The sequence below is a fragment of the Litoreibacter sp. genome (genome assembly GCF_058136045.1).
Genome location: NZ_JBYVDD010000003.1, coordinates 102,522 through 127,853 on the forward strand (window position 1 = coordinate 102,522; position 25,332 = coordinate 127,853).

The following is a 25,332-nucleotide window of genomic DNA, read 5'->3' on the forward strand; positions in this document are numbered from 1 at the left end:
GTGACGTTCTCCGGTTTGTCGTTAGCCCAAACTGTGGGCATGTGTCTCAGTAGGGCAGCCCGACATAGTTCTGAGCCATGGCAATTTGGGCAGCCTCATTGCTGCGTAAAAACTCGATCTCGGCGGTCTGCATTTTCTTGTCGAATTCGGATTGATCTGGAAAGCGATGCAGCAGATTGGTCATCCACCAGCTAAACCGCTCGGCCTTCCAGACACGGGCAAGCGCGCGCTCGGAGTAGCGGTCGATGCCCTCTGGGTCACCAGTTGCGTAGAATTGCGTCAAGCCTGTATAAAGATAATGGATGTCGCTCGCGGCAGTGTTCAGCCCCTTGGCCCCGGTGGGCGGCACGATATGGGCCGCATCGCCGCACAAAAACAGGCGGCCCCACCGCATTGGCTCGGTCACGAAAGAGCGCAGCGGCGCGATTGATTTCTCAATGGAAGGCCCGGTGATAAGGCGGTCCGCGACATCGGCGGGAATGCGGCGTTTCAGCTCGTCCCAGAAGGCCGCGTCGGTCCAGTCGTCGGGACTGTCGGAGAGCGAGCATTGGATATAATAGCGGCTGAGATTGTCGTTGCGCATGGAGCACAGCGCGAAGCCGCGCTCGGAGCTGGCGTAGATCAGCTCGTCATGGACGGGCGGGGTCTCTGACAAGATGCCGAGCCAGCCAAACGGGTAGAGTTTTTCGTACTCGCGGCGCACATCGAGCGGGATGGACTGGCGGCTGACACCGTGAAACCCGTCGCATCCGGCGATGTAGTCGCAGTCGATCCGCTGCGTGGCCCCGCCTGAGATATAGGTTACATATGGGGCGTCCGTGTCAGCATCGTGAATTTCGACGCCCTCCACGTTGAATTCGATTTTCCCGTTCATTTTTTCGCGGGCTTCATAAAGGTCACGGGTGACTTCGGTTTGGCCGTAGACGACAACATGATCACCAGTTAGCGCTTTGAAATTGATGGTAAATTCTTCATTTTTATAAGAAATAACCGTGCCGTCATGCACGTAGCTTTCCTTGTCCATCCGCTCGGCAACACCGGCCTCGCGCATCAGGTCAACAAAGCCAGTTTCAAGGATGCCCGCACGAATGCGGCCCAGAACATAGTCTTTAGTTTTGCGTTCAAGGACGACCGTATCAATGCCCTTGCGGTGCAATAGCTGGCTGAGCAATAGCCCCGATGGCCCGCCTCCGATGATGACAACCTGTGTTTTCATGTGTGTTCCCCTCATGGTGACTATACCAAGCAATTCTGTTATATAAAGTGAGTTTTTACCCAATATACTTTCCGAAAATGGAATCAATATGATCGACCGCCGGATTAAGTTTCGCCACATCCAGTGTTTTGTCGAAATTGCCCGACAGAAGAGCTTTAAGGGCGCGGCCAAGGCCTTGTCCTTAACGCAGCCAGCGATTTCCAAAACCGTGAAGGAGTTGGAGCAGATCATCGGGGCGAAGGTTATGACCCGCAGTCGCTCTGGCGTGGCGTTGACCAAACAAGGCGAGGTATTTTTGCACTTTGCCCAGATGTCTCTTGCCAGTTTGCAGCAGGGGTTGAACGGGCTGGAGCAGGAAGGGCGTGCCGATAAGGAGCGCTTGACTGTCGGCTCGTTGCCCAGCGTCGCGGCTTGGCTGATGCCTGCCGTGGTGGCGGAGTTCAACACATTGGCACCCAACGCAATTTTGCGCATCATTGACGGCCCGCACGGCTATTTGGTCGATCAGTTGCGACTGGGCGAGTTGGACATGGTAATTGGGCGATTGGGCCGACCGGAGACGATGCAAGGCATTTCATTTACCCAGTTGTATAATGAGAAAGTCAGCTTTGTTGTGCGGCCCGAGCATCCGCTATTGGATCACCCCGATGTTACCCGTATCGGGGAGTGGCAAGTTATTTACCCGCCTGACGGCTCTGCGATTAAGCCGCTGATTGAGCGCTATTTGATCGCGCATGGCGTTGGCGAAATTCCGAACCGCTTAGAAACAGTTTCCGGCGCATTCGGGCGGGTTTATACGCGCCAGTCGGATGCGATTTGGATGATATCGGATGGGGTGGTGGCCAATGAAATTGCGGATGGGCTGTTGGTTCGGCTGCCGTTTGACACCGGCATCACCCAAGGCCCCATTGGTCTGATGACGCGCCCGGAAGCGCCAGTGAGGCCAATCCAACATGTGTTCCAGATGGCTGTACAAAATGTAGTCTCAAAACTGGATTGAGCAAGCAGAATACGACGGCATAAATGCGTGCCACGGAAGTGAAGACTTGTATGGCGTGGTGTTTTGAATGGGTATACTTCAAGTCTCAGGACCATGGGACGGTGATCATCATGGATGTGGCCCAGTTGGCCGGTATTCGGGCGGCGTTCGCGTCCCTCAACGCCAGCTTAGCGGCCTTGAAAAGGCTAATTAAAGTAGGAGTCTGACCCGTGGATGTTTTGAAATCTTTCGATCTGTCTGGAAAAACGGCCCTTGTGACCGGGTGTAAACGCGGCATCGGGCGCGGCATGGCAGAGGCCTTGGCCAGCGCGGGGGCCGACATCGTGGGGGTTAGTGCGTCGCTAGAATTCTCCGGCAGTGAGGTGGAAAATTCCGTCACTGCCATGGGCCGCGGCTTCAAGGCGTACCAATGCGATTTCTCGGACCGCAAAGCATTACGGGCGTTTGCAGCGCAATTGGAAGCCGATGGCGTGAAGCCTGACATTTTGATCAATAACGCTGGCACGATTTTGCGCAAACCCGCCGCCCATCACGAGGATGAGCTGTGGGATGAGGTGATCGAGGTAAACCTGAACGCGCAATTTATATTGTCGCGCGAAATTGGGCGCGGGATGATCGAGCGCGGCTCGGGCAAGATCATTTTCACCGCCTCACTGTTGACCTTTCAGGGCGGCATTACCGTACCGGGCTACGCCGCCTCCAAGGGCGGGATCGGGCAATTGACCAAAGCGCTGGCCAATGAGTGGGCGCCGCATGGGGTTAATGTTAACGCGATTGCACCGGGCTATATTGCCACCGACAATACGCAGGCTTTGCAAGGTGACCCGGCCCGCTCCAAGTCCATACTGGAGCGTATCCCGTCTGGTCGTTGGGGCAAGCCGGAAGATTTTGCCGGTGCGGCGGTGTTCTTGGCATCGGCAGCATCCGACTATGTTCAGGGAACGATCCTGACCGTAGATGGCGGCTGGATGGGGCGCTAGGTTTAGGCGCCGGGGTTTTGCTCTCGTGCTAAAATCCCAGAAACAAACGCTTTTTGGGACTTTTGACCCTCCTGACATTTGTCATATCCTTTTTGAAAACCTAGCGTAATCAGGTCTGTAGGGAGGCGGCACTCGGGAAGGGAAAGAATTCTCTTGCCGAATGCAGCGTTTCCAAACAAGCTTGGTAAATCGGAGGGAATTTCAATGAAACTTATGACGACACTTCTATCTGGCGCGGCACTTGCCCTTGGCATGACTTTGGCTGGCGCTGCTGCGGCCGAGGATTGCGCGCGCGGCGATTTGGACAAACGCTTTTGCGATGTGGATGGCGACTTGATCGCTGACACGCCGACTGATCCGGCGGATCAGCTTGACCCGGACACTTTGATTTTTGCGTATACGCCGGTTGAAGATCCGGCGGTTTACAAGACGGCTTGGTCCGATTTCCTGACGCATCTGGAGAAGGAAACTGGCAAATCCGTCGTGTTCTTCCCTGTGCAAAACAACGCGGCCCAGATTGAGGCTATGCGTTCGGGGCGCCTGCATATTGCGGGCTTTAACACCGGCTCAAACCCGTTGGCGGTGAATTGCGCGGGCTTCAACCCGTTCACTATCATGGCGTCTAAGGACGGCAATTTCGGCTATGAGATGGAGATCATCACCTATCCCGGCTCCGGCATCGAGAAGGTCGAAGATATCAAAGGCAAGCAATTGGCCTTCACTTCGCCCACGTCGAATTCGGGCTTCAAAGCGCCATCCGCGATTTTGAAGGGTGACTTTGATATGTTGCCAGAGCGTGACTTCGAGCCGGTTTATTCCGGCAAACACGACAACTCGATCCTTGGCGTGGCCAACAAAGACTACATGGCGGCCTCCATCGCCAACTCGGTCAAAGCACGCATGATCAGCCGTGATGTGATCAAGGCAGAGGACGTTGTGACGATCTACAAATCACAAACGTTCCCGACCACTGGCTTTGGCACGGTCTACAATCTGAAGCCCGAGCTGAAAGAGAAGATCCGCAACGCGTTCTTCAACTTTGAGTGGGAAGGCACCTCGCTGCAAGCCGAGTTTGAGAAGTCGAATGAGGGCCAGTTCCTAGAGATGACTTACCAAGAGTTTTGGGATGTGATCCGTAAAATCGACACGGCAAATGGCGTTAGCTATTCCTGCCAATAAGTGCAAAAAATGCTGATTGGGCGGCTCTTCGGGGCCGCCTTTTCCAACAAATAAATCGGGCAGGGGGAGGCTTTCATGCTGCGGCTTGAGAAGCTTGTGAAGACGTATAAAACTGGGGATCAGGCGCTAAAGGCTGTTGATCTAGAGATACCAGAGGGCCAAGTTTTGGCCCTTATTGGCCCGTCAGGTGCGGGTAAATCCACCCTGATCCGGTGCATCAATCGGCTGGTTGAGCCGACATCTGGCAAGGTCTATCTTGGCGATGTCGAACTGACAGGGCTATCTGCTGGTGCGTTGCGCAAAGAGCGCCGCCGCATGGGAATGATTTTCCAAGAATATGCGCTGGTTGAGCGGTTGACAGTGATGGAAAATGTTCTGTCTGGCCGTTTGGGCTATGTTGGTTTTTGGCGCAGCTTTTTGCGTAAATTCCCGCAATCTGATGTGGATGAGGCCTTTCGCTTGCTGGACCGTGTGGGCCTTGCGCATATGGCGGATAAGCGCGCCGACGAGCTGTCGGGTGGGCAGCGTCAACGCGTTGGTATTTGCCGCGCGTTGATCCAAGACCCGGCGCTGCTGCTGGTGGATGAGCCGACCGCCTCGCTGGACCCAAAAACCTCGCGCCAGATCATGCGTTTGATTTGCGAGCTGTGTCGCGAGCGCGGGCTGGCGGCAATTATTAACATTCACGATGTGGCCTTGGCGCAGATGTTTGTGCAGCGCGTTATCGGCCTGAGGGTGGGCGCGATTGAGTTCGACGGGGAGCCGGATGCGCTGACCCCGGATGTGTTGACCACAATTTACGGCGAGGAAGACTGGGAAGCGACGATTGAAGAGGTCGAAGGCGATGAGGCCGGTGAATGAGTACGCTTGAAGCAAAGCTTGGCCAGCCGTGGAGAAAGCCGTCATTCATCCAACGCCCTTGGTTGCGCTGGACGTTAATCATTGGCTTTCTAGCCTATTTGATTGCCGCTTATATGACCATCGACGTCAATTGGTCCCGCGTTTATGACGGGCTGGAGCGTGGCAAAAAATTCGTGCTGGCCTTCACCAATCCGGACTTTACCACGCGCTCTACTGATATCTGGGAGGGCATGATCGAGAGCATCATTATGACCGTTGCCTCCTCGGTCGTGGGTATTGCTATTTCCATCCCGATTGCGCTTGGGGCGGCGCGCAATGTGGCCCCGCTGCCTGTGTATTTGATCTGCCGTTCGATCATTGCCATTAGTCGTGCTTTGCAAGAAATTATCGTGGCTATCCTACTGGTGGCTATCTTTGGGTTTGGCCCGTTGGCGGGGTTCCTGACCCTTAGCTTCGCGACCATCGGTTTCTTGTCAAAACTGCTGGCCGAAGACATCGAGAGCATGGACCGTGTGCAGGCAGAGGCGATAAAAGCCACTGGTGCGCGCTGGACTCAATGGATTAACTATGGCGTGCAACCTCAGGTTATGCCTAGATTAATTGGACTTAGTATATATCGATTGGATATCAATTTTCGCGAAAGTGCTATTCTGGGCCTTGTTGGTGCAGGTGGTATTGGTGCGACGCTGAATACGGCGTTTGACCGCTATGAATATGATACTGCGGCGGCAATTTTGTTGATCATTATCGCCATTGTTATGACGCTGGAGTATCTATCCGGCGTGATCAGGGCGAGGGTGCAATAATGCCAGTTCGTGATTTAAATGGCCTGAAAATGTGGCAACGCCGTACGGGCCGCGAAAGCCTGACCCATTGGCTGATCTGGTTGGTTGGCGTGGCGATTTTTGCCTATTGCTGGCAGCAAATATCCAACGTCACCACATGGTTTTTCGTCTGGGATGCCCCGCGTATCGCCGATGATATCTGGACCCGCGCGACGCCGCCAAAATGGGGGTATATCACGCAGTTGGGTAAGCCCATTTGGGACACGCTCAACATTGCCACTTTGGGCACGATCATCTCCTTGATGCTCGCCGTGCCCGTGGCGTTTTTGGCGGCGCGTAACACCACGCCCTCGGCCTTGATTTTACGCCCCTTAGCCTTGCTGATTATCGTTGCGACGCGCTCGATCAACTCATTGATCTGGGCGTTGCTGTTGATTGCGATCATCGGGCCGGGCGTTTTTGCCGGTGTCGTGGCGATTGCAATCCGCTCCATCGGGTTTTGCGCCAAATTGCTTTACGAGGCCATTGAGGAAATCGACGAGACGCAGGTTGAGGCAATCGCTGCCACCGGCGCGTCGCGCTGGCAGATCATGGCCTACGGTATCGTGCCGCAAATCATGCCTGCATTTGCCGGTATTGCAGTGTTTCGCTGGGACATTAACATTCGTGAATCGACCGTGCTGGGCTTGGTCGGGGCTGGGGGCATTGGCTTGCAATTGTCCTCCTCGTTGAATGTGTTGGCATGGCCTCAGGTCTCGCTGATTTTGCTGGTGATCTTGGCTGCCGTCGTGATCTCGGAATGGGTGTCGGCTAAAGTGCGCGGAGCCATCATTTGAACATGGAAGAGGCCTTCGCGGCCTATGAGGCGGTGCGCCACCGTTTGCCGGCCGTGGGCCGCAATGCACCGTGTGAATTACGCGCAAACCTTGATGCCATCGCGGATGAGGTGGATGTGTTTTTACTGGACGCCTTCGGGGTGCTCAACATAGGTGAAACTGCGATCCCCGGCGTGCCGGAGCGTGTCGCGGGCCTGCAAAAACGTGGCAAACGGGTCATGGTGGTTTCAAACGCGGCGGGCAATCCCCATTCTGATTTAATGTTGAAATACAAACGATTAGGGTACAATTTTGCACCTGAAGATATCATTACCAGCCGCAAAACGACCCTTCATGCACTGGTCATCGCGCCTGTATATCATTGGGGGTTGATGGCGAACGAGGCCCTTGGGCGCGAAGATATCGGGCACTTGAATGCCACGTATCTGGCGGATGATCCGGCGGTTTACGATAGGGTGGAGGCGTTTGTGATGTTGGGCAGCGCGGTGTGGACGGAGGCCAGACAAGCCTTGCTGGAGGCCGCGCTGATCCGCAATCCACGCCCGGTTTTTGTTGGTAACCCCGATATTGTTGCGCCGCGTGAAGACGGGTTCTCGACCGAGCCGGGCAGCTATGCCCATAGATTGGCGGACCGAACTGGAGTTAAACCGCGCTTCTTCGGCAAGCCGTTCCGCAATATTTTTGACTTGGCATTCGCGCAATTGGGGGCGTTCAACCCCGCGCGTACCGTCATGGTGGGCGATAGTTTGCACACCGATATTTTGGGCGGGCAGGCGGCAGGGGTGAAAACAGCGTTGATCTCAAACTACGGATTTTTTGGCGGTGCAGACGTGCATGGCCCGATTGCCGCGTCGGGGATCATGCCGGATTATATTTTGCAACAACCCTAGAGGCGTAGCGCGTTTTTTGTTGCCAGATGCGATATGGCTTCCTAACCTCGTTGTTACAAAACTGTTACAAAACAGCTTTTCCTGGGAGGGATTATTATGACTTCATTTAAGATACTGCTTGGCGCAACGGCGCTTGCGATGACTGCGGGGACAGCCGCGCAGGCCGAAAAATTGACGCTTTATTGTTCTGCACAAGAAGATTGGTGCCAGTTGGTTGCCAACAGCTTCCAAGATGCATCTGGCATTAAGGTTGCGATGACGCGCAAATCCTCGGGCGAGACTTTCGCTCAGATCAAGGCCGAAAGTGCCAATCCTAAGGGTGACGTTTGGTGGGGTGGTACGGGCGATCCGCACTTGCAAGCCGCCGAAGAAGGGCTGACCGCGGCCTATGTCACACCGATGCGCGACCAGTTGCACCCTTGGGCGATTGCTCAGGCAGAAAGTGCAAGCGACAAGACCATCGGCATCTATTCAGGTGCTTTGGGCTATGGGTATAACACCGATATTTTGGCGGCGAATAACCTGCCAGAACCCGCTTGCTGGAAGGATTTACTGAAGCCCGAATACAAGGGCCATGTGCAGATGGCGAACCCGAATTCATCGGGCACCGCCTACACGACTTTGGCGACGATGATGCAGCTATTTGGTGAAGATGACGGCTTTGACTTCATGAAAGGCTTGCACGCCAATATTAACCAATACACCAAATCAGGCTCGGCCCCGATTAAGGCGGCGGGTCGCGGTGAGAACACCATCGGTATCGTGTTTATGCATGACGCGGTGAAGCAGGCTGTGTCCGGTTTCCCGATCAAAGTTGTGGCCCCATGTGAGGGCACTGGCTACGAGATCGGCTCCATGTCGATCATCGAGGGTGCGCGCAATATGGACGAGGCGAAGAAGTTCTACGACTGGGCTTTGAGTGCTGAAGCGCAGAACCTTGCACTGCAAGTGAACGCGTTCCAAGTGCCGTCCAATGTCACTGCCGAGACTTCGGACAGCGCGCCGGATATGAGCCAGATCAAATTGATTGACTATGATTTCAAGACCTTCGGATCATCCGCCACGCGCAAGCGGCTGTTGAAAAAATGGGATGACGAGGTGTCAGTACTGCCGCAATAAACATGACACATCTCACCTCTGAAAAAACCGCCCATCCGGTTTTGATCTTCTGGATCATTGCCGGGTTGGTCGGGTTCTTCCTCCTCCCCTGGTATGGGGTGGAGGATTTCTTTACGTTTGAGTGGCTCGTTGACGGCTACCCGTTCGATACGGATTACGCGCCTGCTGCCTTCCTTATGGCGCAGGGGGAAAAGCTGTGGGTTGCCCCGCTGATTGTGCCGCTTTTGGCCCCCTTAGCTATCTTGTCAAAACGCAAAACTGACCCGATTTACGCCAAAGTGTTAATTCTTGCGGGGGCGGTTGGCTTTGGCTGGCTGATGATCCAAGGCTTCTCTATTGGCATTCGGGGCTGGAATTTTGAGTGGGCAAAAGCACTGTTCGGCGAGCTAGGCGACCGCCAATACGGCATGGGATACGGCGCGTTGCTGTGTGCCTCGGCCTTCTTGTTTCTGTTCACCCAAGGCATAGCTGCGCGCGGGGCGATCAATGGCGACGTGTTCGTTGTCAGCTCAATCGGCGGCGTGGTGGTGATCGTGGGGATTTTCGTGTTCTTCCCCATCGCCAAGATGCTGACGGCGGCCTTCATTACTGATGATGGCGGCTATTCCATCGGAGTGTTCTTCGCCAAGTTTTTGGATGACCGCTTATGGGGAATCGGCTGTTTATCGGGCGGGCGTTGCGGCGTTGCGCTGAACTCCCTGTTCCTCGCAATTGTGGTCGGTTTTGTCACGACGGTTCTGGGCCTGATTTTTGCGCTGGTGGTGACGCGCTCGGGCTTCCGTTACAAACGATTTTTGCGCGCGTTGACAGTTCTGCCAATCATCACACCGCCCTTTGTGATCGGCCTCGCGCTGATCTTACTGTTCGGCTTGTCCGGCTCTGTCACGGTGTTCTTTTCCGATATGTTTGGCATTCAGCCGACCCGCTGGTTGTACGGGATGCCGGGCTTGTTGATCGCTCAAGTTTTGGCCTTCACACCCATCGCTTTCTTAGTGTTGATCGGCGTGGTCGAGGGGGTTTCACCCTCGATGGAGGAGGCCGCGCAAACGCTGCGCGCATCCAAATGGCAGGTGTTCAAGACCGTATCTTTGCCGTTGATGCGCCCCGGATTGGCCAATGCGTTTCTGTTGGGCTTCATCGAGAGCATGGCGGATTTCGGCAATCCACTGGTGCTGGGGGGCAACTTTGATGTGCTCTCGACCGAGATTTTCTTTGCCATCGTTGGGGCGCAATACGACCAAGGCAAGGCAGCCGTTCTGGCCATGGTGCTGCTGTGTTTCACGCTTGGCGCCTTCTATGCGCAGCGGTTTTGGTTGGGCAATAAAAGCTATACCACCGTGTCGGGTAAGGGCGACAGCGGGGTGCATCCGCATATGCCGCGCGCTTTGTCGGTGCCGGTTTTGGGCATCGCGATGCTATGGGCCACATTCACCATTGTTGTCTATGTGATGATTTTCTACGGCTCCGTGGTCGAGCTTTGGGGGGTCAATAACGCGTTGACTTTAAAGCATTATATCACGGCCTTCTCGTTCCGGTTTGAGGACGGAGGCATTCGGTGGTCCGGCTCTGCGTGGAACAGTTTCTGGACGACGTTGAAGATTGCTGCCATCGCCGCACCGCTGACGGCGATTGTCGGGCTGATCACGGCTTATCTACTAACGCGCCAAAACTTTGCGGGTAAAAATGCCTTTGAGTTTGGCACGATGCTAAGTTTTGCCATTCCGGGCACAGTGATCGGGGTGAGCTATATCCTTGCGTTCAACGTGCCCCCGATTGAGCTGACGGGCACCGGGATCATCCTCGTGGTGAGCTTCATTTTCCGCAATATGCCGGTGGGCGTGCGGGCGGGCATCGCGTCGATGTCCCAGCTGGATAAGTCGCTGGACGAGTCCTCGCTGACGCTGGGGGCGAACAGTTTTCAAACCTTCCGGCGCATCATCTTGCCACTGCTGAAGCCCGCCATTTTGGCCGCATTGGTCTATAGCTTTGTGCGCGCGATGACGGCTATCTCAGCGGTGATTTTCCTTGTCAGCGCGGAATATGACATGGCCACGAGCTACATCATTGGTCGGGTTGAGAACAACGATTACGGGCTGGCGATTGCCTATTCCACCACGCTAATCTTTGTAATGCTAACGGTAGTGGCCACCATGCAATTTGTCGTTGGACGCACCAAGATTGGGCGGCGTATGTCGCCGTCAGGACCAACGTCTAAGGGGACAACATAATGAGCATTAATTCCAAAGCCGCCCCTGTGAGCTTTCGCAATGTCACCAAGGTCTATGGCAAGGACGTGGTGGCGGTGGATGACATCAACCTCGAGATCGAGGCGGGCAAGCTGGTCACATTGCTGGGGCCGTCGGGCTGCGGCAAGACCACCACTTTGCGGATGATTGCGGGGCTGGAAATGGTCACGAAGGGCGCGATTTTTATCGGTGACCGGGACGTGTCTTTACTGCCTGCGACGGACCGCGATGTGTCCATGGTGTTCCAATCTTATGCGCTGTTTCCGCATATGACGGTGATGCAAAACGTGTCCTACGGGTTGGGCTTTTCTGGCTTCGACAAGTCCGAGACCGGGGACCGTGCCATGCAAGGCTTGGAGTTGGTCGGGCTGAAAGGCTATGGTGATCGCTTGCCGTCAGAGCTGTCTGGTGGGCAGCAGCAACGCGTGGCCGTGGCGCGCGCGTTGGTGTTGGAGCCGCAGGTGTTACTGTTTGACGAGCCGCTGTCCAATCTGGATGCAAAGCTGCGCCGACAAGTACGTGAAGAAATTCGCGAAATCCAGCAAAACTTAGGCTTAACAGTGGTTTACGTGACGCATGACCAAGAAGAAGCCTTGGCCGTGTCCGATGAAATTGTGGTGATGCGCAATGCAGGTATCGCCCAAATTGGCACCCCGCGGGAGCTTTATGACGCGCCCGCCGACCGCTTTGTGGCGGATTTTATTGGTGAGGCGAATATTATTGCCTGCGAGATTATCGGTGTTCGGGGCGACACTGCGATGATCAGCATTGGCGCTTATACCCACGAGCTTCCGGCCCGCGGCATGACACCGGGGCCAGCGTCATTGGCAGTTCGGCCAACGCGGCTTAAACTTGGCGCGGCCAGCGGGTTGGAGATGTCGGTACGTAAGGCGACCTATGTGGGCAGCCGTATGGAGTACGCGCTGGAAGCCGAATTTGGCACAGTGTTTTTGGTGAGCGAAGAGGTCGATACGCCGCTAAAAGCCGGGGATGTGGTGAAAGTCGGATTGGATGCGATCGGACCTGTGTTGTTGCCAGCGGATCAGACCCAAAAGGGCTGACCCGCCATTGGGTTTACACTTGTTAATGGGCCAAAAGGACCGGCATGTCGCGCTGCTCGACAAGGCGTTGGGTTGTCCCGCCGAAGATGACTTCACGCATACGAGAGTGGCCATATGCGCCCGCCACAACCAGATCCGCGCCGACTTCCTTGGTCCGCTCCAAGATGCAGGTGGCGATGTCTTTTCCGCCGCTGGGGTGCTGCTCGACGGTGACGCTACAGCCGTGATGGGTCAACCACTTCGCCAGATCGGACCCGGGGTTTTCGCCGTCGCTCATCTCGGACATGACGGGATCAAAGCTGACGATTGTGACCTTTTCTGCGGCTTTGAACAGCGGCAGGGCCAGTTTAGCGGTTCGGGCGGCTGGCAAGCTGGTATTCCACGCGATCAATATGTGTTTGGCATTCAAGCCCGCAGAGGTTTCCATGCCGTTCACCACCACTCCGGCTGGTGATTTGAACAGCAAACCATGCACAAGGTTGCTAAAAGTTGTGGCGTCATCGCGGAGGCTATTGGACACGGTGGTTAGGTCGCAAAGCTTGGCGCGGCGTGCCACGAGGTCGGCCAAGCCAGCGGGTTCGGCATAGAGCGAAGTTACGTCACCGGACACGGCTTCCGCCGCTAAAACGTGTTCGATTTCGTCCACTTTGGACTTCAGATCATGGGTGACCTTATGCACGGCGTCTTGCCATGCGTCGGGTATGACGGCGCTTCCATAAGGCAACATTCCGACCCCGTAGTTCGGAAAGGGAGGAATCGCGCCGACCACAAGGGCTGCCAAATGCACATTCTTAGCCCGCGCAGTTTCAATGGCCGGGGTTAGATCGGCCTTGGTGAAATCTGTTCCGATCACCGTCAAAAGTGTTGTGTTTTCCATGCCCTGATCCTTTTCACTAGGTGGGGCAAGTTTAGCTGATTTGATACTGGGCCGGATTGAGATGGCTCAATTGGGACGGCGAATTTTGTGGCACACTCAGCGCATAATGGAATTTGACGCATGAATTTGAAGCCGGTTGCGACCTTTATTGTCTGTGCAGTATGCACTCATTTGGTCAGGGATACGGCGACTAATCCACATGAAAGCATGGAAGGTTAGGAGATGACGAAAGCGAAGACAAACAGCCTTGATGGTATGACTTTTGATTGTCTTACGTTGGTTGAGCTGTGCCGGTTTTGCGGCGCGGAAGAAGCATGGGTTCAGGAGTTGGTGACTTATGGTGTTGTGGAGCCGCTCGCCATTAAAGGGAGCGAGTTCAGCTTTGGGCGGGTTAGCGTCATTCGTGCCAAAATGGCCCGCAGGTTGGAGCGTGACCTAGGGGTTAACATGCCCGGTATTGCCTTGGTTCTGGACCTGATGGAAGAGCGCAACCAGCTACGCCGCCTTCTTGGGCACCGTCGAGCCTTGCCTATTTAAGCGGTGCACGGATACCTATTCGCAGCTTTCGGCTAGCGCCTGCAAGGCGTCGGGTTTCAAGACGATGACGGTGTGGATGCTCTCGATAGAGATGACATTTCCCTTGCGCAGTTGCGTCAGGCTGCGGCTTACAGTTTCAGTGGTCAGCCCCAGAAAATCGGCAATATCAGCGCGGCTCATGGGCAGTGAAAACTGATTAAACAGCCCAAGAGGTTGTCCCACCCGCTTTGACAGAACGCTCAGAAACGCCGCAATTTTTTCGGTCGCTGTTTTCCGCCCGAGCATGATGAAATGCTCCTGCATTTCAGTGATTTCGCGCAATGCGGCTTGTAGCAACTCCATGTGCAGTTCCGGGTCGCCATCCATGCCTTCCAAATGTCGCCTAGGGTATGAGGCGAGAACCGCGTCGCTGAGAACATCGCAGTCGGTTGTGTGTGTCCCGTTTGAGGGAAACCCGATGATGTCGCCGGGATAGCCAAACGCGATAACCTGCCGGCGCCCGGCCAAAGTTAGTCGGGTCAGGCGCAAAACACCGCTGGTTATTTTGTAAATGCGCTCGGCTCTATCGTGTTGGCGAAACAGGTAAGCGCCTGCTTTGACATCGCGGGTTATGTGGTCGTGTAGGGCATTTCCCCGCGATTTACGGGGGGCAATTTCACTACGCAAGCTAGGAGTGGTGACATACATGGCGCGTATTCCTGATGTGGATTACGGCCTGTCTACGCTTGCTATGTCTCAGGACTTATCGGGTAAGGGGGCGGAATTGTATCAATTTGTATCAAGGGGAGCTTCGATGTATGAAGGCTAAATGCCTGACTATCCCAAGACACTGAGAGCAGTTCCTAATGAATAATACCCGAATTCTTGTTGTGGATGATGACCCGAAGCTGCGCAATTTGCTGCGTAATTGTTTCGAGGGGGAAGGTGCGCATGTGCTTGAGGCCGCAACAGGGCAAGATGCACTGGATCAAATCGCTGATAAGAAGATTGATCTGGTCACGCTTGATATCAGCCTTGGGGGCGATGATGGCTTCGAGATTGCGCGCCGTATTCGGAGCACCTCGCAACTGCCTATCATTATGGTGACGGGGAAAAATGATGTGATCGACCGGGTTGTCGGGCTGGAAATTGGCGCGGATGACTACATCACCAAACCCTTCCATGTGCGCGAAGTTATTGCGCGGGTGAAAACCGTTTTGCGCCGCACCAAGGGCGGGGCAGGCACGGAGCCACCGCAGGGATTGGCGGGCATTAATGGAGGCGACAAAAGCAGCAGCGTAACGCTGTCTTTTGATGGGCTAAGGGCCGTTCCGGACCGGTTGGAGTTGATCAATCGGGATGGGACAATCTGTGATTTGACCAGCGGTGATTTCAAGCTTCTCAATGTCTTTCTCAGCCACCCGAAACGGGTTTTGTCACGCGAGATGTTGATGGATTTGCTCGGCGGCGTGGAGTGGGCGCCCTTGGACCGGACCGTTGATAATCAGGTCGCACGGTTGCGCAAGAAGATTGAGCGTGCACCGGCCAAGCCGATGTTAATCAAGACGGTGCGCGGGGTCGGGTACAGCCTTGCTTGTGATGTCGTGAGTAAGCTTACTTAGCTGATAATACTTGCTGAAGCCGCGCGGCCAGCGCGTGGTGTTTGTAGGGTTTATGCAAGATGTTGAAGCTCTCCAAGTTTCCCGTCGCGGGATCGCTCGCCCCCATGGCATGGCCGGAGGTGAGCAAGATTTTGACCGTGGGAAATTCATCTTGGACCTTGCGCGCTAAACTCAGCCCATCCAAATCTCCGGGCATCAAAATATCCGAGAAGACCAAATCCACCCGGACGCCCGACTTTAACATCGCAAATGCCGTATCGCCGTTTGTGGCTTCCAACACATTGTAGCCAAGCTCTCGGATGCGCTGAACAGAGAGTTTGCGCACCTGCGCATTGTCCTCGGTGACCAGAATGGTCTGGCCGGCCCCCTTGGAGACAGCCGTATTTGTCATGTGGGTGCTATCGTCATCGGCTTGCGAAATTGCCGGAAAGCAAAGCGCAAAAACCGTGCCAATACCCAGTTGGCTATGCAAGCTGATGTGCCCACCGGATTGGCGGATAAAGCCGTAAACCATGGCCAGGCCCAGTCCGGTCCCATGCAGGCTGTCCTTGGTCGTGTAAAAGGGATCAAAGGCACGCCGTTGGGTCTCATCGGTCATGCCTTCGCCCGTGTCACTGACCAGCAGGCGAACATAGAGGCCGGGTTGAATATCGGCGTTTTGGGCTTTGTGGGTCTCGTTCAGCGTGACCATTTGGGTCTCTAGCTTGAGCGTCCCCCCTTTTGGCATCGCGTCTTTGGCGTTGAGGACGAGATTGGCCAAGGCAGTATGGAGTTGGGTCGGGTCCACCAGAATAGAGGGGATGTTTGCGGCGAATGAGGTCTCGATCGCATAACGCTCCCCGAGGGAGCGCTTTAACAGAGCAAGGGATTCATCGCAGGCCGTATTCAGGTCTGTCTTGGCAGGCTTCAACTTGGTTTGTCCGGAGAACATGGTCAGCCGCGAGGTCAATTCGGCACCCAGCTCCGTGGCCTCCAGCGCATCCTTGATCAAGGCAAGGTGTCGCGGCTCGGTGATGCGCATCTCCAACAGTTCAAGATTGCCCATGATGACGGTCAACAGATTGTTGAAATCATGGGTAATCCCGCCCGTCATCTGGCCAATGGCGTCAAGGCGTTGCGACCGCGAAAGTGCCAGCTCGGTCGCCTTGCGTTCGGTCAGGTCATGCATGATCGAGATGAAGAGTAATTCACCCTCGACATAAGTGCGCCCGACCGAGAGGTGCACGGGAAAACAACTGCCATCCTTGCGTTGGGCCTCTTCCTCGCGACCAATCCCAATAACCCGCTTTTCCCCGGTTTTGATGTGGTGGGCCATGTAATTTTCGTGGGTCGCGGCAACTTCCGAGGGCATGAGGCGGGTGATGCTTTGCCCCAAAAGTTCACGCGCTTCATAGCCGAATAATTGCTCTGCCGCGCGGTTTGCATGGGTGATGGTGGAGCGGCTGTCGCACACGATAATGGCGTCTACGGCGGCGGCAAAAATACCTGCAAGAAGGGCGGAATCGTCAGACATAGCTGATGCTTTCATTGGGTCGGTTTATTCTGCCCAAACGGGGGCGGTGGTATCAAGTAGAAATCGGGCGTCGGCATGGTTTGTGGAACGCCGCCCTTAAGGGCCGCTTTCGGTCTAACTTAGGGGGCGAATGCACGCTGTCGTTGATCTTTCTCAACGGTTCAAGATGAGCCGTAGCCCCGTTTCAAACAGTTTTCAGACCTTGATATCGGTCAAATTGCGCGGTGCCCTTTGCTGCTATAGTCCGCGTGATCCCAGTTTTGGGTGGTTTTTAAATGGGGTGGAAATGGACAAAGCAATAATGAAATCCAACCGGGAAGCGCGCGGCGCGTTGGCGGTGATGCCAGTGCTGTTGAGCGGCTTGTTTTTGCCCCTTAACGGGACCACGGCTGTGCTTGCATCGGTGGTGCTTGCATGTGCCTTGGCTGGTGTGTCTATGCTCAATTCCCGCCGCCAAGATGTAAACTTAGCAAAGGTGAAATCATGATTGATAACAAACGACTAACGCCCGAGATCAGTGTGTGCGCGCAGCCGTCTGCCAAAGATCTGGCTTTGATCCACACTCTTGGTTTCAAGTCCGTGATTTGCAATCGGCCGGACGGAGAGGCGATTGATCAACATTTGTTCGGTGAAATACGCCAAGCGGCAACATATTCGGGGTTGGAGTCAGCGTATTTGCCAATCGCAGTGTCTGGTCCGACGGATGATGACGTAGAAGCACTGGCCAAGATGTTGGCGTCCATGCCGCGTCCGGTATTGGCCTATTGTGAAACCGGCGCGCGCAGCGAAGCACTGGTGAACGCACTTTTGATGCAAGACGCTTAATCTCACTGCCGGGTGGCAACTTGGCAGCATCTTAGCCAAACAAAAAGGGCGCATCGAGAGGTCGATGCGCCCTTTTTGCCTGCACTTTAAGGCTGCTAGCCGCCGTAAATATAGCGCGGCAGCCATGTGGCAATTGCCGGGATCATGAACACCAATCCAAGGCCGGTAATCTGGATCACCATGAATTGCATCATGCCCAGATAGATGTCCTTGAGGTCCCATTCCGGCACCACGCCTTTGAGGAAATACGCCGATAATGCCACCGGCGGACTGAGCCATGCAGTTTGTAAGCAAACGGCCACCAGAATGGCAAACCACAGCATGTCTACCTCCAGTTTAATCAGCACTGGGGCCAAGATCGGCAAGATGATCAACACGATCGGCACCCATTCCAAAGGCCAGCCCAGCACAAACACCAAGGCGAGGATCAAGATCACCACCACGGAGGCCGAGACATCCAAATTCAGCAGTAATTCGGTGATCATTGTTGGCGTTCCAAGCCGCGAGAACACCGCGCCAAAGAAGTTGGAGGCGGCCACGAGGAACAAGATCAACACCGAGATTTCCAGCGTCTTGATCAGGGCATCATAGAACCCCGCGACAGAGAATTTGCGGTATCCAATAGCCAGCACGATAGAGCCAAACGCGCCCATGCCTGCACCCTCGGTTGGCGTTGCCCAGCCTGCCAAAATGGAGCCCAACGCAAAGGCGATTAGGATCGTTGGTGGTACGAGGCCAAAGAACAGCTCTTTCCAGATGATGGATTTGTTCTTCGGGATCATGTCCTCGGGCAGGGGTGGGCCTAGGCTTGGATTGATCCAGCAGCGCCCCAATGTGTAGACCACGTAAAGTGCGGCCATCATGACGCCCGGTATGATCGCAGCGGCGAATAAATCCGTGACCGGGATTTCCAGCACTGGCCCCATCACCACCAACATAATCGACGGCGGGATCAAAATTCCCAAGGTGCCGCCCGCAGTGATCGTGCCTGCCGCAAGGCGCACGTCATAGCCAGATTTGTTCATGGTTTTGGCGGCCATGATGCCCAGAATGGTCACCGATGCGCCAACAATGCCCGTGGCCGCGCCAAAGACGACCGACACGAACAGCACCGCCAGATAAAGCGAGCCTTTCATGCGCGCCAGCATCATCTGAATGGCTGCGAATAATCGCTCCATCAGACCGGCTTTCTCCATCATGAACCCCATGAAGACGAATAGCGGCACGGCGGCCAGCGTTTGCTCCATCATCGAGTTGTAGAATTGCAGGGTCATCAAGAAGATGGTTAGTTTAACGCCAATTCCCCATGCGCCAAAGACCACGCCGAGGAAAATTAGGGTGAAGGATATTGGGAAGCCGATAAAGATCGCAAAGAGCATGGCCCCGATCATAAGAAGGCCGATTATTTCAGTTGAAAATTCCATTAAACTGGCCACTTTCCGCGTGTCGCTGCATACCAGCTTTTGAGAATTTCAGAGATGCCTTGAATGACGAGGAACAACACCCCCGAGGTCAGCGCGATTTTGATTGGCCACACGATAGGGGCCCATGTGCTATCCCCCGCGCGCTCATTTTGTAGGATGGATTTCCACGAGAAATCATAGCCTGCTTTGAGGAAAAACAGCATCGAGGGCATGAACAGCACCACATAAAGGATTAGGTCAATTCGCCCTTGGGTGCGCTCGGTCAGGCCACGATACAAGAAGTCAGCGCGGATATGCAGCCCGCGCATCAACGCATAGGCCGAGCCCAGCATGAACGAGACGCCATAGAGCATGCGCGACAGATCATATGACCACAGCGTCGGTGCTAAAAAGAATTTGCGCGCTATCACCTCGTAGACCATGCCAAAGATGATGGGCACCACCAGCAGGCAGGCAATGCGGCCCTGCCAGTTAGAGAAGTTATCGATAGCGTAAATGGCTTTGCGTGCCAGCGGGTGCATGTCATCGGGCAAGATTTTGCCCACGGCACCACCGGCATCTGCCAGAAGCTCGTCGCCGACATTCTCGTATTCCGAGAAGTCGATCTTGTCTTGATCTTCGTTGATCATTGGGGGTGTCCCTGTTGGCGAAAAGAGTGCCTCGGCTTTATGCGCCAGAGGTCATGTAGGGTCTTGCCCGCATCCCTTTGAGAGATGCGGGCAGGCTCGTTATTTATCCTCGGCAGCCAGTTGGGCGGCATAGGCACGGCCCAGATTGGCGTTAGAAGTTTGTGCACCAGACCAGAACGGGATTGCTGTGCGGGCAAAGTCTTTTTGGGACTGCCAAACTTCAGCAAAGAACTCGTTCTCGGCGGCGTTGGTTTCCAGCGCTTTCGCGGCGGCGGCCATGTACTCGGTGAAGTAGTCGGCCGGGGTGTCGTGCAAGATCACACCATCTTCATGAACCAGTTGGTCCAGTGCGATGCCGTTCTCGTTGATGCGGTAGGCCAGCGATTTCATCAAGGACGCGTTAGCGGCGACTTCGATGGCCTTTTGCTGTGTTTTTGTCAGGCCGTTATAGACATCACCATTGATATAAAGGTCAGCATTCACAACAACTTGGTGCAGGCCTTGCAGGTAGTAATGCTTCAGCACTTTTTGGAACCCGAACACGCGGTCAGGTTTCGGGCAGCACCATTCGGCCGCATCAATTGTGCCTTTTTCCAGTGCAGGCAGGATGTCCCCACCGCCCATTGAAACCGAGGCCACGCCGATATCTTTATAGGTCTGGCCCGGAATGCCCGGAGGTGTGCGGAAGCGGTATTTACGGAAGTCATCCATGGTCTCGATTGGCTCTTTGAACCAACCCAAAGCCTCTGGGCCGTTTGGCTGCAACATGAAGCCTTTGACGTTCATGCCCATCTCGTCCCACAGCTGGTCGTACAGCTCTTTGCCGCCTGCATAAAGGAACCATGACACGAAGGCCAAGTTGTCCATGCCAACGCCAGCGCCCGCAACTGGCGAGCCGAACAGCATTGCGGCAGGGTGTTTGCCTGACCAATAATGCGTCCAGGCAAAGCCACCCTCGATCAGGCCAGCATCAACGGCATCAAGCGTTTCTTGCACGCCAACAACCGCGCCCGCGGGCAAGATTTCGATGACGACTTCGCCGTCGGTCAGCTCTTTCACGTCATTGGCAAAATCCGTCAACATGACGATTTCATCTGCCGATGATGGGATCACAGATTGTACACGAATTTTGGTCTCGGCAACGGCCGCCGAGGCCAGCATCGACAAGCCAAGCGCGCCTGCCGTGATGGTTTTTAAGTTCAACATAAGGTCCTCCCTAAGGTCCACGCCTTCTGTCTCGTCGTCGGCGAGTTGGGGAAGGCATCCCAAACCACCTTTTCTTCAACGGGTCACTGCGCGCCTCCTCCAAGGTTGCAGTGGTTGAATTCTTAATGCCCTTTGGTCAGCGCATACCCCTCAAACCAGCCCATCATTGGGCCAATTCCGGTCGAGGAATCGAACACGCCGCGGTAGAACATCTCGCAGGCCACATAGATCAGCACGATCAGGCCCAACCAACTGATCCACGGATAATGCGTCAGTAATTTCATGATCATGGTTGCAGCAAAGGCCATCAGCACGATTGCCAAACCTAGGCCAAACACCAGCATATGCGTGTTGCCATCGGCGATGGCCGCGACGGCCAGCACGTTGTCTAGCGACATTGATACATCGGCGATAGTGATTGAAATAAGGGCCGAGAAAAGCGTGCGCTTGGCGGGGCCAGTATAGCCTTTCTCGGGATCATCGGCGTCTTCTAGCGCGTGCTCTGCTTGCTCATCCACACCGTCACGAATTTCAGTGTACAGACGCCAGCAGACCCAAAACAGCAGCAGCGATCCGACAAATAATATGCCGGGAATTCCCAATAGTTTTGTGGCGATAACTGCAAATACAATACGCAAAACTGCGGCGATGATCATCCCATAGAGGATGGCCTTCTTGCGCAAATCAGGCGCGAGCCCAGCCGCAACCATGCCAATGATCAGCGCATTGTCACCCGATAGGATCAGGTCCGCGACCACAATTTTGGAGAAGTCTAGAACAGTGTCAATCATGCTGCGGCGTCCTCGAGGATCATGTCAGATGCTTTCTCGCCGATCATTATCGCCGGCGCGTTGGTATTGCCGCTCACAATCGTGGGCATAATGGAGCAATCGGCGACCCGAAGTCCCGATACCCCACGCACCCGCAGGCGCTCGTCGACCACGGCCATGTCGTCTTGGCCCATTTTACAGGTGCCAGTGGGGTGATAGATGGTGACGGCGGTGTTGCGGGCCCAGTCCAGCGTGGCGTCATAATCGTCAAAACCCACCTCACGGCCCGGGGCAAACTCTTCGATTATATGCTCTTTAAGCGGGCTGAAACCCGCGATGCGCCGCGCCACTTGGATGCCTTTAACGATGGTCCGCTGATCTGTATCGGTGGCCAGATAGTTAGGATGGATAGTGGGGTGATCGCGCCAGTCGCTGGATTTCAGTTCTAAATGCCCCACGCTTTCAGGGCGCAATTGCAACACCGAGGCGGTGAAGGCCGAGAACTTATGCGGCCCATCAGCCGGATGCGAAGCCGAGAACGGCTGGATATGGAACTGAATGTCAGGGGTCTCCAAGTGTGCTTCGGTCTTCAAAAAGCCCGTGCCAAGGCTCGCGGCCATCGCCATGGGGCCTGTGCGTTTCAGCGCATATTCCAGCGCGATAAGCCCTTGCTTGAAGTAGTTTGATACCTCGACGTTGATTGTCGGCAGGGTCGTCTTAAAGACAGGGCGCGCTTGCAGATGGTCTTGCAGATTACAGCCAACACCTTTCAATTCATGGACCATCTCAATGCCATGGGGCTTGACCTCATCTGCATTGCCGATGCCAGATAACATTAGTATCTGCGGGGAACCTATTGATCCTGCTGACAAAATTACTTCTCGGCGTGCACGAAATTTTGCGGGCTTCCCCTTCAAATCCACCTCAACGCCGACAGCGCGTTTGCCATCCATCATCACCCGTTTGGTTTGGGCCTGCGTGAAAATCGCAAGGTTGTCGCGATGTTTGGCGGGTTCTAGATAGGCGACCGAAGTGGAGCAGCGGCGTCCCTTTGACATGGTTAATTGAAAGTAGCCAACACCCTCTTGGTCGCCGTCATTGTAGTCGGGGTTCTTTTTGTAACCTGCGGCTTGGGCCGCGTCGATCCACTTGTCTACGATCTCTCGTTTCAGGCGGGTTGGGGAGACCTGCAACGGCCCCCCTGTGCCGCGATTATCCCGGGCCTGATCGCCCAGCCAGTTTTCGGCTTTTTTGAAGTAAGGGAGGGTGTTGTCCCAGTCCCAACCCTTGTTGCCGAGTTGCGCCCAATGGTTGTAATCTTGTGACTGACCGCGGACATAGAGAAGTCCGTTGATCGAGGAGGACCCCCCCAAAACGCGCCCGCGAGGCCATGGAATGGAGCGCCCGTTCAAGCCGTCATCGCGCGCCGTTACATAGCGCCAGTCAGTTTTAGGATTGCCCATGGTTTTGAAGTATCCAACGGGGATATGGATCCATGGATTGGTGTCACGCCCGCCCGCTTCAAGCACGGCAACAGTGTACTTGCCGTCTTGGGATAGGCGGTTGGCAAGGACGCAGCCTGCCGAGCCGGCACCAACAATTACGTAGTCAAATTCCAAAAATCCCCACTATCACCAAAAAATGAGACTTTTTGTCTCGTTTTTGATATATACACCGTACAGCGATTCGATTTTGGCACAAGGTAATTCCTTGTGGTGGAGGCGTAGGGGCTGCTTGGCGGGCGGTTTTAGAGGGTGGTATGTCAGCTATAGGAGGGTATTTTGCCCGACAGTGATTTTCACGACGATGGCGCAGCGGAGCGGATTCCAACAAACTTGCGGGTCTTGTTGTTGCTCGAGGCGCTCGGGCGCAGTGACCGCGCTATGACGCCGACCGAGCTGAACGCGGTGATCGGGCTGCCCAAACAGACAGTACACCGCCTTTGTGCAACGCTGGAGGCAGAGGGCTTCTTGATCCGGGACACGGGCGGAAAGCGCTTTCGGGCGGCACGGCGCGCGCGCCTGATGGGGGCCGGACTTCTCCATGCCAGTTGGGCGAATATTGCGCGCCATCAAGTGTTGGCGCGCGTGGCTTTGGAGCTCGGCGAGACGGTGAATTTCGTTGTACCGGAGGAAGAGGGGATGCGCTACCTCGACCGCGTCGATACGCGCTGGTCCTTTCGGGTGCAACTTCCGGTTGGCACAAATGTGCCGTTCCACTGTACCGCTTCGGGAAAAATGTTCATGGCATCGCTGGCACCAAAAGCGCGCTTAGAATTTGTAAATGCACTGAAATTATCTGAACACACCGAGGCCACAGTAACCGATGTCGACGTGCTAATGGCGGAGTTGAAGGTGATCGCAAAGCAAGGGTTTGCCGAAGACATGGGGGAATTTTTAGACGGTATGGTGGCGATTGCAGTGCCGGTACGTGACGAGCTTGGGCGTTTTGTCGCCTCGCTGGCGGTGCATGGTCCGGGCCAGCGCATAAGGTTCCCTGAGGCGCGCGATATGTTGCCGCTTTTGTATGAGGCCGCGGAGCAATTGCGCGAGACGCAGTTCGCCTAGGTCTAAGGGTTCAGGATTATCTTTGGGGCCATAACGCGCCCCGCCAGAATGTCGGCAAAGGCCTGTGGCCCTGCGGAAAGCGGGCGCGTCTCGACCCAATTCAGGGTGCCTAACCGGCCCTCCGACATTGCGCAAACCGTGTCTTTAAAGTCTTTTTTCGTGTAGGCGTATGTCCCAAAAAATGTTATTTCTTGTAGGGTTATGCGTCGGACTTCAACCCCTCCATCGCTATCGCCCAGCCCGACATGGCAGATGGTCCCTCCGGGGGCTACTAGGGCGCAGGCGGCTTCACGGGTGGCTTTATATCCGACGCAATCAATGACCAGTGCGGCTTGGGCCTTGTCTAAGGTGTCGGGGGTGCGGACGGGGATATCGGTCAGGGTCCGCAGGTGGGCGGCACGAAGCGGGTTGGTCTCGATTAGGGTGATGTTTGTCGCGCCGAATGCAGTCAGGGCCAAGGCGCAGCCAAAGCCGATTGCGCCGCCGCCAATGATCACTGTGGGGGCGCTGAGGTTGGCGAACGGGTGCTCTGCGCACAGGCGAATGGCATGCCAGCACACGGCCAAGGGTTCGGCAAGCGCGGCTTGGTCGAAACTAAGGGTGTCGGGCAGGGCCATCAGATTGCCGTCGGGCATGGTAAGCCATTGAGAAAACGCGCCTTCTCGCGGTGGCATGGAGATAATCTGGCGTGTCGGGCATAGGTTGCTTCGCCCCGATGTGCAGGCGGGGCAGGTGCCGCAGGTTACCAGCGGGTTCACGGTGACACGGGCCCCGGCCATCGGGCCGGTTGTCGCAACTCCGGCGGCTTCGTGTCCAAGCGTGAGCGGTGCGGGGCGCCGCTCGTCGTGCCCGAGGTAGGCGTGCATGTCAGAGCCGCAAATGCCGACGGAGCGTATTTTGATTAATGTCTCATCCGCCTGCGGCGTCGGGCGGGGGGTATTGCGCATTTCCATGGTTTTTGGAGCGGTATAGACGAGAGTTTGCATCATGGCGTTCTGCTTCCTTGTGTCTGCGACAGGTGCAGCTTTCTCGCAAGTCGGGTGCAACACAAGCGAAATGCCAGTGAAAGCCAGCAAAACAGCGCGGCGGGTGTTGCCCTAAGGTCAGTAAAAACCACAAGATATAGGAAATAAGTGGATATATTGTCATTTCCTCTTGGATAAATCGAACATTTCAGGTTTAAGTGGCGAATAACAATCGAGGCACAAAA

At 55.3% G+C, this 25,332-nt stretch carries 25 protein-coding genes; 15 read left to right on the plus strand and 10 right to left on the minus strand.

What is annotated here, in order from left to right:
• Window positions 1-46: 46 nt before the first annotated feature.
• Entirely contained in the window at window positions 47-1,216 is a 1,170-nt protein-coding gene (gene pobA / locus AC3Y7R_RS01860) for a 4-hydroxybenzoate 3-monooxygenase (protein WP_490040304.1), read from the minus strand.
• 88 nt (window positions 1,217-1,304) lie between these two features.
• On the opposite strand from pobA, the gene pcaQ reads away from it, so the two are divergent.
• The 10 genes from pcaQ (at window position 1,305) to AC3Y7R_RS01910 (ending at window position 12,173) form a co-directional block, all read left to right on the plus strand.
• Window positions 1,305-2,216 (plus strand): pca operon transcription factor PcaQ, encoded by a 912-nt coding sequence (pcaQ, locus tag AC3Y7R_RS01865; RefSeq protein WP_490040305.1) that lies wholly within the window; start codon window positions 1,305-1,307, stop codon window positions 2,214-2,216.
• Window positions 2,217-2,425: 209 nt separating this feature from the next.
• A complete protein-coding gene (locus AC3Y7R_RS01870) occupies window positions 2,426-3,196 on the plus strand; it encodes an SDR family oxidoreductase (RefSeq protein ID WP_490040306.1) in 771 nt (256 codons plus the stop codon).
• A 204-nt stretch (window positions 3,197-3,400) separates the two neighbouring features.
• Entirely contained in the window at window positions 3,401-4,375 is a 975-nt protein-coding gene (gene phnD / locus AC3Y7R_RS01875) for a phosphate/phosphite/phosphonate ABC transporter substrate-binding protein (protein ID WP_490040307.1), read from the plus strand.
• A 75-nt stretch (window positions 4,376-4,450) separates the two neighbouring features.
• The gene (gene phnC, locus AC3Y7R_RS01880) at window positions 4,451-5,236 is read left to right on the plus strand and encodes a phosphonate ABC transporter ATP-binding protein (protein WP_490040308.1); all 786 of its coding nucleotides are present in this window, start codon (window positions 4,451-4,453) and stop codon (window positions 5,234-5,236) included.
• Window positions 5,233-6,042, plus strand: coding sequence for a phosphonate ABC transporter, permease protein PhnE (gene phnE / locus AC3Y7R_RS01885; protein WP_490040309.1), 810 nt, complete (start codon window positions 5,233-5,235; stop codon window positions 6,040-6,042). Before phnC ends, phnE (AC3Y7R_RS01885) begins: the two co-directional genes overlap by 4 nt.
• Window positions 6,042-6,857, plus strand: coding sequence for a phosphonate ABC transporter, permease protein PhnE (gene phnE, locus AC3Y7R_RS01890; protein WP_490040310.1), 816 nt, complete (start codon window positions 6,042-6,044; stop codon window positions 6,855-6,857). Before phnE (AC3Y7R_RS01885) ends, phnE (AC3Y7R_RS01890) begins: the two co-directional genes overlap by 1 nt.
• A gap of 2 nt (window positions 6,858-6,859) precedes the next feature.
• Entirely contained in the window at window positions 6,860-7,747 is an 888-nt protein-coding gene (locus AC3Y7R_RS01895) for an HAD-IIA family hydrolase (protein ID WP_490040963.1), read from the plus strand.
• A gap of 96 nt (window positions 7,748-7,843) precedes the next feature.
• Window positions 7,844-8,866 (plus strand): ABC transporter substrate-binding protein, encoded by a 1,023-nt coding sequence (locus AC3Y7R_RS01900; RefSeq protein ID WP_490040311.1) that lies wholly within the window; start codon window positions 7,844-7,846, stop codon window positions 8,864-8,866.
• A 2-nt stretch (window positions 8,867-8,868) separates the two neighbouring features.
• Complete coding sequence (locus AC3Y7R_RS01905; protein WP_490040312.1) at window positions 8,869-11,094, plus strand: ABC transporter permease; 2,226 nt, start codon at window positions 8,869-8,871, stop codon at window positions 11,092-11,094.
• Window positions 11,094-12,173 (plus strand): ABC transporter ATP-binding protein, encoded by a 1,080-nt coding sequence (locus AC3Y7R_RS01910; RefSeq protein ID WP_490040313.1) that lies wholly within the window; start codon window positions 11,094-11,096, stop codon window positions 12,171-12,173. Before AC3Y7R_RS01905 ends, AC3Y7R_RS01910 begins: the two co-directional genes overlap by 1 nt.
• A 22-nt stretch (window positions 12,174-12,195) precedes the next feature.
• On the opposite strand, the gene AC3Y7R_RS01915 is transcribed toward AC3Y7R_RS01910, so the two are convergent.
• The gene (locus tag AC3Y7R_RS01915) at window positions 12,196-13,050 is read right to left on the minus strand and encodes a universal stress protein (protein ID WP_490040314.1); all 855 of its coding nucleotides are present in this window, start codon (window positions 13,048-13,050) and stop codon (window positions 12,196-12,198) included.
• 222 nt (window positions 13,051-13,272) lie between these two features.
• Here AC3Y7R_RS01915 and AC3Y7R_RS01920 point away from each other — a divergent pair, with 222 nt between their 5' ends.
• On the plus strand, window positions 13,273-13,587 hold the full coding sequence (locus tag AC3Y7R_RS01920) for a chaperone modulator CbpM (protein WP_490040315.1): 315 nt from the start codon (window positions 13,273-13,275) through the stop codon (window positions 13,585-13,587).
• 15 nt (window positions 13,588-13,602) lie between these two features.
• On the opposite strand, the gene AC3Y7R_RS01925 is transcribed toward AC3Y7R_RS01920, so the two are convergent.
• A complete protein-coding gene (locus tag AC3Y7R_RS01925) occupies window positions 13,603-14,274 on the minus strand; it encodes a helix-turn-helix domain-containing protein (RefSeq protein WP_490040316.1) in 672 nt (223 codons plus the stop codon).
• A 158-nt stretch (window positions 14,275-14,432) separates the two neighbouring features.
• Here AC3Y7R_RS01925 and AC3Y7R_RS01930 point away from each other — a divergent pair, with 158 nt between their 5' ends.
• A complete protein-coding gene (locus AC3Y7R_RS01930; protein ID WP_490040317.1) occupies window positions 14,433-15,188 on the plus strand; it encodes a response regulator in 756 nt (251 codons plus the stop codon).
• On the opposite strand, the gene AC3Y7R_RS01935 is transcribed toward AC3Y7R_RS01930, so the two are convergent.
• Entirely contained in the window at window positions 15,181-16,701 is a 1,521-nt protein-coding gene (locus AC3Y7R_RS01935; RefSeq protein WP_490040318.1) for a PAS domain S-box protein, read from the minus strand. The genes AC3Y7R_RS01930 and AC3Y7R_RS01935 overlap by 8 nt on opposite strands.
• A 286-nt stretch (window positions 16,702-16,987) precedes the next feature.
• On the opposite strand from AC3Y7R_RS01935, the gene AC3Y7R_RS01940 reads away from it, so the two are divergent.
• Together AC3Y7R_RS01940 and AC3Y7R_RS01945 are read left to right on the plus strand one after the other, a co-directional pair.
• Window positions 16,988-17,188: a hypothetical protein gene (locus AC3Y7R_RS01940; protein WP_490040319.1), complete on the plus strand. Its 201-nt coding sequence runs from the start codon at window positions 16,988-16,990 to the stop codon at window positions 17,186-17,188.
• The gene (locus AC3Y7R_RS01945; RefSeq protein ID WP_490040320.1) at window positions 17,185-17,526 is read left to right on the plus strand and encodes a protein tyrosine phosphatase family protein; all 342 of its coding nucleotides are present in this window, start codon (window positions 17,185-17,187) and stop codon (window positions 17,524-17,526) included. Before AC3Y7R_RS01940 ends, AC3Y7R_RS01945 begins: the two co-directional genes overlap by 4 nt.
• Before the next feature lie 95 nt (window positions 17,527-17,621).
• Here the strand turns inward: AC3Y7R_RS01945 and AC3Y7R_RS01950 are convergent, their stop codons facing one another.
• The 5 genes from AC3Y7R_RS01950 to AC3Y7R_RS01970 form a co-directional block, all read right to left on the minus strand.
• The gene (locus AC3Y7R_RS01950; protein ID WP_490040321.1) at window positions 17,622-18,950 is read right to left on the minus strand and encodes a TRAP transporter large permease; all 1,329 of its coding nucleotides are present in this window, start codon (window positions 18,948-18,950) and stop codon (window positions 17,622-17,624) included.
• Window positions 18,950-19,579 carry a TRAP transporter small permease subunit gene (locus tag AC3Y7R_RS01955; RefSeq protein WP_490040322.1) on the minus strand — a complete coding sequence of 210 codons (630 nt, stop codon included), beginning with the start codon at window positions 19,577-19,579 and terminating at the stop codon, window positions 18,950-18,952. Before AC3Y7R_RS01955 ends, AC3Y7R_RS01950 begins: the two co-directional genes overlap by 1 nt.
• A 99-nt stretch (window positions 19,580-19,678) precedes the next feature.
• Complete coding sequence (locus AC3Y7R_RS01960) at window positions 19,679-20,785, minus strand: TRAP transporter substrate-binding protein (RefSeq protein WP_490040323.1); 1,107 nt, start codon at window positions 20,783-20,785, stop codon at window positions 19,679-19,681.
• 122 nt (window positions 20,786-20,907) lie between these two features.
• Window positions 20,908-21,576, minus strand: coding sequence for a TerC family protein (locus AC3Y7R_RS01965; RefSeq protein ID WP_490040324.1), 669 nt, complete (start codon window positions 21,574-21,576; stop codon window positions 20,908-20,910).
• A complete protein-coding gene (locus AC3Y7R_RS01970) occupies window positions 21,573-23,174 on the minus strand; it encodes a GMC family oxidoreductase (protein WP_490040325.1) in 1,602 nt (533 codons plus the stop codon). Before AC3Y7R_RS01970 ends, AC3Y7R_RS01965 begins: the two co-directional genes overlap by 4 nt.
• Before the next feature lie 162 nt (window positions 23,175-23,336).
• Here AC3Y7R_RS01970 and AC3Y7R_RS01975 point away from each other — a divergent pair, with 162 nt between their 5' ends.
• Window positions 23,337-24,122, plus strand: a complete 786-nt coding sequence (locus tag AC3Y7R_RS01975) for an IclR family transcriptional regulator (protein ID WP_490040326.1) — start codon at window positions 23,337-23,339, stop codon at window positions 24,120-24,122.
• 2 nt (window positions 24,123-24,124) lie between these two features.
• On the opposite strand, the gene AC3Y7R_RS01980 is transcribed toward AC3Y7R_RS01975, so the two are convergent.
• Window positions 24,125-25,108 (minus strand): zinc-dependent alcohol dehydrogenase, encoded by a 984-nt coding sequence (locus AC3Y7R_RS01980; protein WP_490040964.1) that lies wholly within the window; start codon window positions 25,106-25,108, stop codon window positions 24,125-24,127.
• Window positions 25,109-25,332 lie beyond the last annotated feature (224 nt).